12 protein-coding genes are annotated in these 13,078 nt (G+C 72.4%); 4 read left to right on the top strand and 8 right to left on the bottom strand.

All coding sequences use genetic code 11. From position 1 onward, the window contains the following. The first annotated feature begins 15 nt into the window (after positions 1 to 15). Positions 16 to 882 carry a glucose-1-phosphate thymidylyltransferase RfbA gene (gene rfbA, locus C5507_RS19150; RefSeq protein ID WP_104530099.1) on the top strand — a complete coding sequence of 289 codons (867 nt, stop codon included), beginning with the start codon at positions 16 to 18 and terminating at the stop codon, positions 880 to 882. A gap of 12 nt (positions 883 to 894) precedes the next feature. Further along, positions 895 to 2,637 carry an arabinofuranosyltransferase AftB family protein gene (locus C5507_RS19145; RefSeq protein ID WP_104530098.1) on the top strand — a complete coding sequence of 581 codons (1,743 nt, stop codon included), beginning with the start codon at positions 895 to 897 and terminating at the stop codon, positions 2,635 to 2,637. A 49-nt stretch (positions 2,638 to 2,686) separates the two neighbouring features. On the opposite strand, the gene C5507_RS19140 is transcribed toward C5507_RS19145, so the two are convergent. The 4 genes from C5507_RS19140 to C5507_RS19125 form a co-directional block, all read right to left on the bottom strand. Continuing rightward, positions 2,687 to 3,580 carry a DNA-3-methyladenine glycosylase family protein gene (locus C5507_RS19140; RefSeq protein WP_104530097.1) on the bottom strand — a complete coding sequence of 298 codons (894 nt, stop codon included), beginning with the start codon at positions 3,578 to 3,580 and terminating at the stop codon, positions 2,687 to 2,689. 91 nt (positions 3,581 to 3,671) lie between these two features. Next, on the bottom strand, positions 3,672 to 4,442 hold the full coding sequence (locus tag C5507_RS19135; RefSeq protein WP_104530096.1) for an SDR family NAD(P)-dependent oxidoreductase: 771 nt from the start codon (positions 4,440 to 4,442) through the stop codon (positions 3,672 to 3,674). 21 nt (positions 4,443 to 4,463) lie between these two features. Further along, entirely contained in the window at positions 4,464 to 5,564 is a 1,101-nt protein-coding gene (locus C5507_RS19130; protein WP_104530095.1) for a mannose-1-phosphate guanylyltransferase, read from the bottom strand. Position 5,565: 1 nt separating this feature from the next. Then, positions 5,566 to 6,510: a glycosyltransferase family 2 protein gene (locus C5507_RS19125; protein WP_104530094.1), complete on the bottom strand. Its 945-nt coding sequence runs from the start codon at positions 6,508 to 6,510 to the stop codon at positions 5,566 to 5,568. A 161-nt stretch (positions 6,511 to 6,671) separates the two neighbouring features. Here C5507_RS19125 and glf point away from each other — a divergent pair, with 161 nt between their 5' ends. Both glf and C5507_RS19115 read left to right on the top strand, forming a co-directional pair. Beyond that, positions 6,672 to 7,859, top strand: coding sequence for a UDP-galactopyranose mutase (glf, locus tag C5507_RS19120; RefSeq protein ID WP_104530093.1), 1,188 nt, complete (start codon positions 6,672 to 6,674; stop codon positions 7,857 to 7,859). A 7-nt stretch (positions 7,860 to 7,866) separates the two neighbouring features. Continuing rightward, on the top strand, positions 7,867 to 9,831 hold the full coding sequence (locus tag C5507_RS19115) for a glycosyltransferase (RefSeq protein WP_104530092.1): 1,965 nt from the start codon (positions 7,867 to 7,869) through the stop codon (positions 9,829 to 9,831). Positions 9,832 to 9,914: 83 nt separating this feature from the next. Here the strand turns inward: C5507_RS19115 and glfT1 are convergent, their stop codons facing one another. From glfT1 to C5507_RS19095, 4 genes are all read right to left on the bottom strand, one after another. Beyond that, positions 9,915 to 10,823, bottom strand: a complete 909-nt coding sequence (gene glfT1 / locus C5507_RS19110; protein WP_104530091.1) for a galactofuranosyltransferase GlfT1 — start codon at positions 10,821 to 10,823, stop codon at positions 9,915 to 9,917. Then, positions 10,820 to 11,596 carry a galactan export ABC transporter ATP-binding subunit Wzt/RfbE gene (gene wzt / locus C5507_RS19105; protein ID WP_242611153.1) on the bottom strand — a complete coding sequence of 259 codons (777 nt, stop codon included), beginning with the start codon at positions 11,594 to 11,596 and terminating at the stop codon, positions 10,820 to 10,822. The genes glfT1 and wzt overlap by 4 nt, the downstream gene beginning before the upstream one ends. A gap of 2 nt (positions 11,597 to 11,598) precedes the next feature. Next, positions 11,599 to 12,435 carry a galactan export ABC transporter permease subunit Wzm/RfbD gene (gene wzm, locus C5507_RS19100; protein ID WP_104530090.1) on the bottom strand — a complete coding sequence of 279 codons (837 nt, stop codon included), beginning with the start codon at positions 12,433 to 12,435 and terminating at the stop codon, positions 11,599 to 11,601. Positions 12,436 to 12,502: 67 nt separating this feature from the next. Further along, positions 12,503 to 13,078: LGFP repeat-containing protein (locus C5507_RS19095; protein WP_428839422.1), on the bottom strand; the 576-nt coding region annotated here is incomplete at its 5' end.

Genomic DNA, 13,078 nt, shown 5'->3' with positions numbered 1-13,078 from the left:
GTAACGTTCGACCTCATGCGCGGGATCATCCTGGCCGGGGGCACCGGGAGCCGTCTGTTCCCCATCACGCAGGCGGTGAGCAAGCAGCTCATGCCGGTCTACGACAAGCCGATGATCTACTACCCGCTCTCCACGCTGATGATGGCCGGGGTGCGCGAGGTGCTGGTCATCACCACGCCCGCCGACTCCGACGCCTTCCGGCACCTGCTCGGCGACGGCAGCCGGCTGGGCATGCGGATCGAGTACGCCGCGCAGCCGCGGCCCGAGGGTCTGGCGCAGGCGTTCCTCATCGGCGCGGAGTTCCTCGGCGGTGAGCCCGCGGCCCTGGTGCTGGGCGACAACATCTTCTACGGCGCCGGCCTCGGCACGGCGCTGTCCCGGCTGCCCGAGCCCGACGGCGGGCACGTGTTCGCCTACCACGTGGCCAACCCGCGGGAGTACGGCGTCGTGGAGTTCGACCCGTCCGGCCGGGTCCTGTCCATCGAGGAGAAGCCGGCCCGGCCGAAGAGCTCCTACGCCGTCCCGGGCCTGTACTTCTACGCCGGCGACGTCGTCGAGGTGGCGAAGGGCATCACGCCCAGTGCCCGCGGCGAGCTGGAGATCACCGCGGTCAACGAGCACTACCTGCGCGAGGGCCGGCTCACCGTCACCGCGCTCGACCGCGGCACCGCCTGGCTGGACACCGGCACCTTCGCCTCGCTGCGCCAGGCCACCGAGTTCGTGTCGGTGGTCGAGGAACGCCAGGGGCTGAAGATCGGCTGCATCGAGGAGGTCGCCTGGCGCAACGGCTGGCTGGACGACGCCGGTCTGGCCCGCGCAGCCGAGCCACTCGGCAAGAGCGGTTACGGCGACTACCTCCTCGGCCTGCTCCACGACCGGTAGGGGACGACCACCGTGGCGGCCCCCGACGTACCGGCCCACACCCTCTCCGGGAGGGACCGACGGGGCGTCGCCGAAGGAGTCCTGGTCGGGGCGGTCGTGCTCGGGGTGCTCGTCGCCGGCTGGCTGAGGCGCTGGACCGCGGACGACGCGTTCATCAACTTCCGCGTCGTCGGGAACCTGCTCGCCGGCAACGGCCCGGTCTTCTCCGCCCCGGAGCGGGCCGAGGTCGCCACCAGCCCCGCCTGGCTGCTCCTGCTGACCCTGGCCGAGGGCGTCTCGCCCGGCGACTCCGTCGCCTGGGCCTCGGTCGTCCTCGGCCTGGTCGGGACGGCGACCGGCGTCCTGTTCGCCACGCTCGGCGCGCGCCGCCTCGTCGCCGGCTCACCCTCCCGGCTCGTGGTCCCGTTCGGCGCAGTGGTGCTCCTGGGCCTCCCCCCGTTCTGGGACTTCAGCACCTCGGGCCTGGAGACGGGGATGTCCTTCGCCTGGCTCGGGGTCTCCTTCTGGGGGCTGGCGCGCTGGCTGGACCTCGGGCCTCCCCGCGCCGGTCGGCCGGTGTGGCTGCACGTGCTGGTCGGGTTCGGTCCGCTGGTGCGCCCGGACTTCGCGCTGATCGCCGGCCTGCTGCTCGTCTGGATGACCCTCGTCGCCACCGGGGCGTGGTGGCGGCGCCTGCTCGGTCTGGTCGCCGCGGGCGCGCTGCCCGCCGTCTACCAGGTCTTCCGGATGGGCTACTACGGCCTGGTCGTCCCCAACACGGCCGTCGCCAAGGAGTCCGGCCGCCCGCTGTGGGGACGGGGCGCGGACTACCTCCTGGACCTCGTCACCCCCTACGCCCTCCACGTCCCGGTCGGCCTCGCGATCGTGGTTTTGGCCCTGCTGCGGCCCCGCCTGGCCTGGCGCCGGCGGGAGTGGTCGCTCGTGGGGGTCGTCGTCCTCGCGGCGTTCGCCCACGCGCTCTACGTCGTCCGCGTCGGTGGGGACTTCATGCACGCGCGGCTCCTCATGCCCAGTCTGTTCCTCCTCCTCTGCCCGGTCGCGGCCGTGCCGCTCCCCCGCGTGCGGCTCCGGGCCACCGCCGTCGCGCTCGTCGCCACCGCCGCGTGGGGCGTCGTCACGGCGTCGTTCCTGCGGACCGACTACGTCCGGGACGACGCGAGCGGTCTGGCCGACGAGCGCGCGTACTACGTCCGGGCTGCGGGCATCGCCAACCCGGTGACCCTGGAGGACCACGGCAGGACCGGGATCGGCGAGTACACCGCGCGGGTCAACGGGCTCCACGAGGACGGCGCGGACGTCATCGCCGGCCAGGTCGTCCCGATCAGACCGGGGGCCGGGATCCTGGAGGTCGGACCGTCCGACGGTGGTGTCGTCTTCTCGGTGGCCAGCGCCGGGTTCTACGGCACCGGGACGGATCTGGACGTCTTCGTGGTCGACGTCCTGGGCCTCTCCGACCCGGTGAACAGCCACATCGAGCCCGGTCCGCCGGTCCGGGCCGGCCACGAGAAGATCTACCCGGAGTGGTACCTGCTGGCCCGCTACGGGGCCGACGAGCCGCGCGAGGGCCAGGTCGCACCGGCACTGGTCGCTGCCGCCCGCGAGGTGCTGTCGTGCGGCGAGGTCGCCGAACTGATCGCGGCGACCAACGACCCCCTGACGTGGGACCGGTTCTGGGACAACGTGCGCGGCTCGGTGCAGCGGACCTCGCTGCGCATCCCGGCCGACCCCGAGGAGGCCCGGCAGCGGTTCTGCTGATGGTCGTGCGGCGTCTGCCGACCGGAGGTCACCAGCGAGCGGCGAGGCCTCAGATCCGGCGGTTGTCGATCGGCGCGAAGCGGGGTCCCCGGCGCGGGCGGCGCGGACCACCGGCGAGGATCAGCCGGACGACGCGCTGCCGGTGGCCGCGCCACGGCTCCAGCAGGGCAACCATCTCCTCGTCGTCGGTGTTGCGGCGCCCGGTCAGCGCGAACCCCACCGTGTTCTTCAGGTGGTAGTCGCCGACGCTGACCGTGTCCGGGCAGCCGAGCGAGCGCTGCACCACCTCGGCCGCCGTCCACACGCCGATGCCCGGCACCGTCCGCAGCCGGCGCTGCAGCTCCGCCGACTCCTGGCACCCTGCCTCCGGCTCCATCCGGTGCGCGACCCCGGCGACCGCCCGCAGGGCCCGGCGGCGGGCACCGTCCAGGCCGCAGCGGTGCCACTCCCAGTCCGTCACCTCGAGCAGCCGGCGGGCCGAGGGGACCACCCGCATGCCCTCGGGCGCGGGCCCGGGCGCCGGCTCGCCTGCCAGCCGGCACACCTCGCGGAAGACCCGGTAGGCCTCGGCCGTGGTGACCTTCTGCTCCAGGACGGCGGGCAGGAGCGCGTCCCACGTCCGGCCGGTGCGGCCCAGCCGCAGGTGCGGGTGGGTGCGGTGCAGCTCGGTCACGAGCGGATGGGTGGCGCCGGGCCGGAACTCCTCGGGCCGGTCCTCGGCGCCCAGCCAGCCGGGGACCGCCGTCGCGGCCCACCCGGCCCCCGGCCCCCACGCCTCGATCCGCACCTCCCCGGCCACCCGGGTGATCCGCACGGTCGCCGGGCCGTCGGGGGTGGTCGTAGTCCGCCAGAGGCCGCCGTCGGCGACCTGCATCGTCGGGTCGGCGGCACCGCGCCGGTGCGGGGACAGCGCCCGGAGGAGGTCCAGGGGCCAGTCGGGCACCCAGGCGGTCGCGACGTCGGCGACGGCCGGGGTGCCCGAGGCGTCCGTGCCCGGGGTCGTGCTGGTGCTCAGGAGGTGCTCCCGGATGAGGTCAGCGGGGTGCCATGCGCAGCGCGCCGTCCATCCGGATGACCTCGCCGTTGAGGTAGCCGTTCTCGACGATGGCGACGGCCAGCTGGGCGAAGTCGGACGGGCGGCCGAGCCGCTTGGGAAAGGGTATGCCCGCCGACAGTGCCGCCCGCGCCTCCTCGGGCAGGCTGCCCAGCAGCGGCGTGTCGACCAGCCCCGGGGCGATGGTGCAGACCCGCACGCCCACGCTGGACAGGTCGCGGGCCGCCGGAAGGGTCATGCCGACGACCCCGCCCTTGGACGCCGAGTACGCCAGCTGGCCGATCTGCCCGTCGTAGGCGGCGATCGAGGCGGTGTTGACCACGACCCCGCGCTCGCCGTCCTCGCCCGGCTCGGTCTGCGCCATCGCAGCGGAGGCGAACCGCAGCACGTTGAAGGTGCCGACCAGGTTGACGGCGAGGACCTTGCTGAAGGCCCCCAGGTCGTGCGGCTCGCCGTTGCGGCCGACGGTGCGCTGGGCGACGCCGATGCCGGCGCAGCTGATCGCGATGCGCAGCGGTCGGTCCTTGCCGGTCGCCTCCGCGACAGCCGCCTGCACCGACGCCTCGTCGGTGACGTCGGTGCGGACGAAGGTGGTGTGGCCACCGAGCTCGGCGGCGAGCGCGCGACCGCGCTCCTCGTTCAGGTCCAGGACGGTCACGGCCGCGCCCCTGGCGGCCAGAGCACGGGCGGTGGCCTCACCGAGCCCGGAAGCTCCCCCACTGACAACGGCTGCGACGTCGAAGCTGTTCATGCCGGGCAGCCAATCATGGGACTAGGCGAACCGTGCCCCGTGCCGCTCCTGGACCTCGGCGAGCAGCTGCTTGACCCGCTCGGCATCGGCCACCGGGCAGACCATGGTGACGTCGGCGGTGTGCACCACGACGCTGTCGCGGACCCCCACCAGGGCCACCAGGTGGTCGGGGTCGTCGCTGAAGACGATGTTGCCCGAGCCGTCCAGGACCACGACCGGCCCCCGGACTGCGTTGCCGTTCCCGTCCCCCTCGAGCGTCGACGCCAGCGCCGGCCAGGACCCCACGTCGAGCCAGTCGACGTCGAGCTCGGCCACCAGCACCCGACCCGGTTCCATGGCCGCCGGCTCCAGGACCGCGTAGTCGACGCTGATCTTCGGCAGCGTCGGGAAGACCGCGGCCAGCACCTGAGCCCGGGCCGCACCGGCCGGCGCGGCGACGATCCGCGCCAGGCCCTCGGCCGACGCGGGCAGGTGCTCGGCCAGAGCCTCCAGCACCGTGCTCGCCCGCCAGACGAACATGCCGGAGTTCCACAGGTACTCACCGGTCGCCAGGTATCCCTCGGCGGTGGTCCGGTCCGGCTTCTCGCGGAACGCGGCGGCCTCGGCGACCCCGGCGAGACCCGTCGCGGCGCCCCGCCGCACGTAGCCGAACCCGGTGGCCGGAGACGTCGGCGTGATGCCGAGGGTGACCAGCGCCCTGGGGCGGGTGGCCAGCGCGTCGAAGGCGGTGCGCAGCGTGTGCGCGAACCGCTCGACCGGACGGATGACGTGGTCGGCGCTGACGACCGCGAGCTCGGCGTCGGGGTCGACGTCGGCGACCAGCGCGGCGGCGAGGCCGACCGCGTTGGCGGTGTCCCGCGGCTCGGGTTCGAGGACCAGCCGGTCCGCGGACAGCTCGGGGAGGTCGGCCCGGACCTGGTCGGCGTACCGGGCCGCGGTGCACACCCAGACGCAGTCCGCCGGCACGACCGCGCGCACGCGGACGAACGCCTCGGTCAGCAGACTGTGCGCACCGCCTCCGGCGTCGGCGACGACGTCGAGCAGCTGCTTCGGCCGGCCGGCCCGCGACAGCGGCCACAGCCGCGTGCCGGACCCGCCGGCCATGATCACCGCGTGGCGCACCTCAGCCGTCCCTCCGCTCGCCGGTGGGCGGGGCCGGCACGGCTGCCAGGTCCTTGGCGCGGCGCTGGAAGCGGGCGCCGGCGGCCACCCGACCACTGACGTAGGAGACGAGCATCCGGCCGCCCAGACCGGCCCGGAACGCGCCCCGCAGCGGCGCGTTCCGCCGGCCGGGGTGCTGGCGGGAGAGGTAGCGCAGCGCACTCGTGTGGTGCACCCGCTGCATGCGGTGCGGCTCCCGCCGGGTCGCGTGCCCGCCCTCGTGCTCCACCACGGCCGTCGGCACGTAGACGTGCAGCCAGCCGCGACGGGTCAGCCGCTCCGCGAGGTCGACGTCCTCGAAGTACATGAAGTAGCCGGGGTCGAACCCGCCCACCGACCAGAAGGCCGCCACGTCGACCAGCAGGCAGGAACCGGAGAGCCAGCCGGCCGGCCGCTCGCGCGGCGCCTCGCGCTCCCGCCGGTAGCGGGCGGTCCAGGGGTTGCCCGGCCAGGCCCAGCCGAGGAGGGCGTGCCCGGCTCCGGTGGACAGGCGGGGCAGGTCGCGGGCGGAGGGGTACAGCTCGCCCGCCGGCGTCATGATCGCCGGTCCGAGCGTGGCGGCCCGGGGCCAGCGGTCGGCCGCGGCGAGCAGCTCGTCGACCGATCCCGGGTGGAAGCGCAGGTCGGGGTTGGCGATCAGCGCCCGCCCGGTGCGCACCCCGGCCAGCCCGGCGTTCGCGGCGGCGCCGTAGCCGATGTTCCCGCCGGTGCGCAGCACGCGCACATGGGGGTGCTGCGCAGCCGCGCGCTCCGGCGCGCCATCGGTGGAGCCGTTGTCGGCGAGGACCACCTCGACCGGTCGGCTCGTCGCGGCGGCCAGCGACTCGACGAAACCGTCGAGCGCCTCACCTGGTGAATAGGTGACGGCGACGACGCGCAGCGGCGGCGGACCGGAGTCAGGTGACACGGGAGGCAACCCTATGCAGTCGTCGGGAAGATGGCCCGCCGTCGCCTGTGCGACCGGCGGGGGCGGGGCACGAGTGGTCCTTGTGACGGAACGGGTCGTCGCAGCGCGAACATCCGCTGCGTGGTCGTGCGGCCGTGGACCGGCAGGTACCGTCGAGTCCCGTGACCACCACAGGACCTGACCTCGTCGTCGTCGGCTCCGGATTCTTCGGCCTCACGGTCGCCGAGCGCGTCGCCACCCAGCTCGACAAGCGCGTGCTGGTCATCGACCGACGAGACCACATCGGCGGGAACGCCTACTCCGCCCCCGAGCCGGAGACCGGCATCGAGGTCCACGTCTACGGCGCACACCTGTTCCACACGTCGAACGAGCGGGTCTGGCAGTACGTCAACCAGTTCACCGAGTTCACGAACTACCAGCACAAGGTCTACTCGATCTACCAGGGACAGACGTACTCGCTGCCGATGAACCTGGCGACCATCTGCCAGTACTTCGGCAAGAGCTTCTCCCCGTCCGAGGCCCGCGCCCTCGTCTCCGAGCAGGCCGGTGAGTTCGACACCGCCGAGGCGCAGAACCTCGAGGAGAAGGCCATCTCGCTGATCGGCCGTCCGCTGTACGAGGCGTTCATCCGCGGCTACACGAAGAAGCAGTGGCAGACCGACCCCACCGAGCTCCCCGCCGCGGTCATCGCCCGGCTCCCGGTGCGGTACACGTTCGACAACCGCTACTTCAACGACACCTACGAGGGCCTGCCGAAGGACGGGTACACCGCCTGGCTGCAGCGCATGGCCGACCACCCGAACATCGAGGTCCGGTTGAACACCGACTACTTCGACGTCCGTGACGAGCTGCCCACCGACGTGCCGACGGTCTTCACCGGCCCGATCGACAAGTACTTCGACTACGAGGCCGGCGAGCTCGGCTGGCGGACGCTGGACTTCGAGACCGAGGTCCTGCCGATCGAGGACTTCCAGGGCACATCGGTCATGAACTACGCCGACGAGGAGGTGCCCTACACCCGCATCCACGAATTCCGGCACTTCCACCCCGAGCGGGACTACCCCAAGGACAAGACCGTCGTGGTGCGGGAGTACTCGCGGTTCGCGCAGACCGGCGACGAGCCCTACTACCCGATCAACACGCCGGAGGACCGGGCCAAGCTCGAGCGCTACCGCGAGCTGGCGGCCAAGGAGGCCGCGGAGAAGCGGGTTCTGTTCGGCGGCCGGCTGGGCACCTACAAGTACCTCGACATGCACATGGCGATCGGTTCGGCGCTCAGCATGTTCGACAACCGCATCCGGCCCTTCTTCGACGAGGGCGGCTCGCTCGACGGCCGCCTGGAGGACTGAACCCGCCATGACGACCACCGAAGCCCAGCTGGGCGACGCGCCCGTCAACCCGGACGCCGTGAGCGAGCCGGCGGCCACGGACCTCGCGCCGGACAAGGGCGTCACGCTCCTGCAGCGGGTCCTCATGCCGCGCCCGGCCGACCAGCTCAAGGTCCGCAGCCTCTACCTCGACGAGGAACACTCCCCAGCCCGCGTCAGGCAGGACGGGCGCCACTCGGGCGTCATCGCAGCCGGCTCCGAGGTCTCCTTCGCCACGTACTTCAACGCCTTCCCGGCCAGCTACTGGCGCCGGTGGAGCGTGCTCGGGTCCGTCGTCCTGCGGGTCACCGTCTCCGGGACCTGCCGTGTCGATGTCCACCGCTCCAAGGCCGACGGCGAATCGATGCACGTCACCGGCGTCTCGCACCAGGGCGACGCGCGAACGCTCGAGTTCGACCTGGACCTCGCCCCCTTCATCGACGGCGGCTGGTACTGGTTCGACGTCACGGCCGAGAGCGACACGGTGATCCACGAGGCCGGCTGGTACGCCCCCCAGGCACCGGCCGAGGAACCCCGGCTGGCGGTCGGCATCTGCACGTACAACCGCCCCGTCGACGCGCTGGCCGCGGCCCGAGCGCTGGTCCAGGACCCGGCGGTCCTGGAGCGCCTGGCGCTGGTGACGATCGCCGACCAGGGCAATCTCCACGTCAAGGACACCGCCGGCTACGACGAGGTCAAGGCCGCGCTCGGCGACCGCCTGCGCGTGGTCGAGCAGCCGAACCTCGGCGGCAGCGGCGGGTTCGCCCGCACGATGCACGAGGCGTTCACCCGCAGCGATGCGACGCACGTGGTGCTGCTCGATGACGACATCATGATCGAGTCCGACAGCCTGCTGCGGGCCCGGGCCTTCGCCGCCTACACCAAGAGCCCGATGATCGTGGGCGGGCAGATGCTGGCGCTGCAGAACCGTTCGGTGCTGCACAGCATGGGCGAGATCGTCGACCGCGAGACGTTCTTCTGGACCAACGCGCCCAACACCGAGTACCACCACGACTTCGGCGAGGAGTCGCTGCGCGAGTCGCCGGATCTGCACCGGCGCATCGACGTCGACTACAACGGCTGGTGGATGTGCCTCATCCCCCGGACCGTCGCGGACTCGATCGGCATGCCGCTGCCGGTGTTCATCAAGTGGGACGACGCCGAGTACGGCCTGCGCGCCTTCGCCTCCGGCTTCCCCACCGCGTCGCTGCCCGGGACCGCCATCTGGCACCTGTCCTGGGGCGACAAGGACGACGCGAGCGACTGGCAGGCCTACTACCACATCCGGAACCGGCTGGTGGCGGCTGCGCTGCACTCGCCGCACAAGCACGGCGGCAAGCTCTTCCGGGAGATGCTCAAGGCCGACCTCAAGTTCCTGATCAACCTGCAGTACTCCACCGTCGAGCTGCACCACCTGGCCTACCGCGACTTCCTGGCCGGGCCGGAGGGCCTGTTCCAGGGCATGCCGCAGTCGGTGGTGCGCGCCCGCGAGGTGCGCGCGACGCACGCCGACGGCCAGGTGCTCCCCTCGTCGGCCGACCTGCCGCTGCCGTCGATGCCCACGGCCAAGGCGGTCCGGTTCCGCCGCATCCCGGTCAACCCGCTGACCATCGGCAAGACGCTGATCAGCGGACTCGTCCACAACGTCCGGCCGGTCGACCCGCAGAACCTGGAGACCCCGCAGCTGAGCCTGGCCTTCCAGGACGCCCGCTGGTTCCTGCTCTCCCGGCTCGACAGCGCGACCGTCGGCACCGCCGACGGCCGCGGGATCACCTTCCGCCGCCGCGACCCCGCCACCTTCCGCCGGATGGTGGCGACGTCGGCGCAGCTGCTGCGCCGCATGTCGCAGGACTTCCCGGAGCTGCAGCGCCGCTACCAGGACGCGGCCGGCGAGTTGACCTCGATGGAGCGCTGGGGCGAGGCCTTCGAGGAGTGGGGATACCAGCGGGTCTGACGAAGGACCCCGTCCACCCCGGGACGGGGCCGCCCTGAACGGTGCGGAGGGCCCGGACGGGAAACCGTCCGGGCCCTCTCGCGTCACTGCTCGGGGCGGGTGAGCCGCTCCTGCCGGCCGGCCCGGGTGAGCCGCCGCCACTCGCGCCAGCCCGCGGGGTCCCGGCGGGAGACCAGGAAGAACCAGCCGAAGCGCACGGTCTCCAGCGGCCGCAGCCAGCGCATGCCCGGCTGGGCCATCAGGTAGCCGCGGTTGCGGTAGGTGAAGAAGCGCTTGACCTCGTTGCCCGGGTACTGCGCCGAGAGGCGGCCACCGAGGATCGGCTCGAACTCGGTGGTGCCCTCCGGGTGGAGGTAGGCGGCAGACACGCAGGTGCCGAAGGGCAGCCCGGCGCGCAGCATCCGCCGGTGGATCTCGGTCTCGTCACCGCGGAAGAAGAGCCGGTAGTCCGGGACGCCGACGACGTCGAGCGCGTCGGCCCGGAACAGCGCCCCGTTGAACAGGGACGCGTAGTTCGGCAGCACGTCGATGCCGGCGAAATCGCTGCGCCGCCGTCGCCACCGCAGGCCGCGTCGCAGCGGGAACGCCAGCAGGTCGGGGTCGGCCAGGTCGGTGACCATCGGCGACACCTCGGCCAGCCCGTGCCGCCGCGCGGTGTCCAGCAGCGTGGAGAGCACCGTCCCGTCGGCCGGGCGCCCGTCGTCGTCGGCGCACCAGACCCAGTCGGCGCCCAGCGCCAGCGCGTGCAGCATGCCGAGGGCGAACCCACCGGCCCCGCCCAGGTTCCGCCGGCTCGGCAGGTAGGTGACCGGCAGCCCGGAGGCGGTGACCACCTGCTCGGCCGGGTCGTCGGGGCCGTTGTCGACGACCACCACGTGGTCGAGCGGGCGGTCCTGCGACGCGATCGCGCGCAGGCTCTCGGCGAGCAGCCCCGTCCGGTGGCGGGTGACGATGACCGCCACCACCTTCTCCGCGGCGGCGGGGGCCGTCACGGCCGGCCCGACTTGTAGGCCCGCAGCACGTCCTCGATCTCGCCGTGCTGGCGGATCCGCCCATGCTCCATCCAGATGGCCGTGTCGCACAGCTCGCGGAGGAACTCGTCGGAGTGCGAGGCGAACACCAGCAGGCCCGAGCGCTCGACGAGGGCGACCAGCCGCTGCTTGGACTTCTCGAGGAAGGCCGCGTCGACCGCGCCGATCCCCTCATCGAGCAGCAGGATCTCCGGGTCGATGCTGGTGACCACGCCGAGCGCCAGGCGCACCCGCATGCCGGTGGAGTACGTGCGCAGTGGCATGTGCAGGAAGTCGCCGAGCTCGGTGAAGTCGGCGATGTCGTCGACCTTCTCCAGCATCTGCTTGCGGGTCATGCCGAGGAACAGGCCGCGGATCATGATGTTCTCGAACCCGGAGATCTCCGGGTCCATCCCGACGCCGAGGTCGAACACCGGGGCCACCCGGCCGCGGACCTCCGCGCTGCCCCGGGTCGGCTCGTAGATGCCGGCCAGCAGCCGCAGCAGCGTGGACTTGCCGGCGCCGTTGTGACCGACGAGGCCCACCCGCGCGCCGTGCTCGAGGTCGACGGTGATGTCGCGCAACGCCTCGATGATCGGGACCTTGCGGCCGCTGTCGATGTTGCCGCCGACGAGGCCCATCACCGTCTTCTTCAGCGAGCGGCTCTTGGCGTCGAAGATGGGGAAGTCGACGCAGGCGTCCTTGGTCGTGATGCCGATCGGAGCGCTGGTGACCAGCGTGCTGTTGTTGCTCACGTTCACACCCAGTAGGAGACGCGGGACCGGTAGCGGCGCAGGACGACCATCGTCAGCGCCCACCCGACCACCGTGATGGCGAGGACGACCACCCAGTGCCGCAGCACCTGGTCCTGCCCCAGGAGGGGCCTGCGGATGATCTCGATGAAGTGCAGGAAGGGGTTGAACTCGGCCAGCCGCGCGCGATCGGCGATGGCGGGATTGGGGCTGTTCACCAGGTCGTCGTAGACCCAGACGATCGGGGTGAGGAAGAACATCAGCTGCACGACGCTCTGCGTGATCGGCAGGATGTCGCGGAACCGCGTGGTGATGACGCCGAGCGCCAGCGCCACCCAGGCGCCGTTGAGCGCCAGGAGGACCAGCGCCGGGATCGCCGCGACAGCCGTCCAGTGCAGGTCCTGCGGGAAGACGACGAGCATCACCAGGTACACGAGCAGGTTGTGGACGAAGAAGAGCAGCTGCCGCCACACGAGCCGGTAGACGTGCACCGACAGCGGCGCAGGCAGGTGCTTGATCAACCCCTCGTTGGCGATGAAGACCTCGGAGCCCTCGGAGATGCAGCCGCTGATGAAGTTCCAGGCGATGAAGCCGACGAGGACGTGCGGCAGCAGGAGGGCCAGCTCGAGGTCGAACAGACCCGAGTAGAGGACACCCAGCGCGATGGCGGTGACGGCCATGCTGATGCTGATCCAGATCGGACCGAGCACGGAACGGCGGTACCGCTGCCGGATGTCCTGCCAGCCGAGGTGGCTCCACAGCTGCCGCTGTCGCCAGCCGTCGGAGAGGTCACGGATCGCACTGCGCCAGGTGCGACTGCTGGTTGCGGGCACAGCGGTCATGCGGCCAAGGTACCGGCGTGCGGCCCGCACCCCGAACCGGGATGCGGGCCGTCGGTCGACCCGGGCCTCACTTGTAGGTCACCGAGGTCCGGCCGTTCACCGCGGTGATGGTGCCGCCCTGGAAGGTCTGGCGGGTGCCGCCGGAGACGGTCTCGGGATCGGCGGTGGGGTAGCCCAGCCGGCCGTTCTCCCAGCCGGCGGCGGCCCAGGCATCGCGGATCGCGCCGCGCACCAGGCGGGCGCCGGTGGTCGAGGTCCAGTAGACCGAGCCGCCCTGGAAGTGGGCGAACCGCCCACCTCCGGCCAGCGCGGTCACATCGGTGGTGGGATAGCCCAGCACCCCGTTCTCCCAGCCGCCGGCCGCCCACCGGTCACGCACCGCACCGGAGACGACCCGCGCCCCGGTCCCCTGCGTCCAGTAGACCGAGCCGCCCTGGAAGTGGGCGAACCGCCCACCCCCGGCCAGCGCCGTCACATCGGTGGTCGGGAAGCCCAGCACCCCGTTCTCCCAGCCGCCGGCCGCCCACCGGTCACGCACCGCACCGGAGACGACCCGCGCCCCGGTCGCCTGCGTCCAGTAGACCGAGCCGCCCTGGAAGTGGGCGAACCGCCCACCCCCGGCCAGCGCCGTCACATCGGTGGT

The sequence above is a fragment of the Blastococcus saxobsidens genome (assembly GCF_002938435.1).
Classification (GTDB): domain Bacteria; phylum Actinomycetota; class Actinomycetes; order Mycobacteriales; family Geodermatophilaceae; genus Blastococcus; species Blastococcus saxobsidens.
Note: the sequence above shows the minus strand (reverse complement) of the source record. Positions and strands in the feature narration are given on the sequence as shown.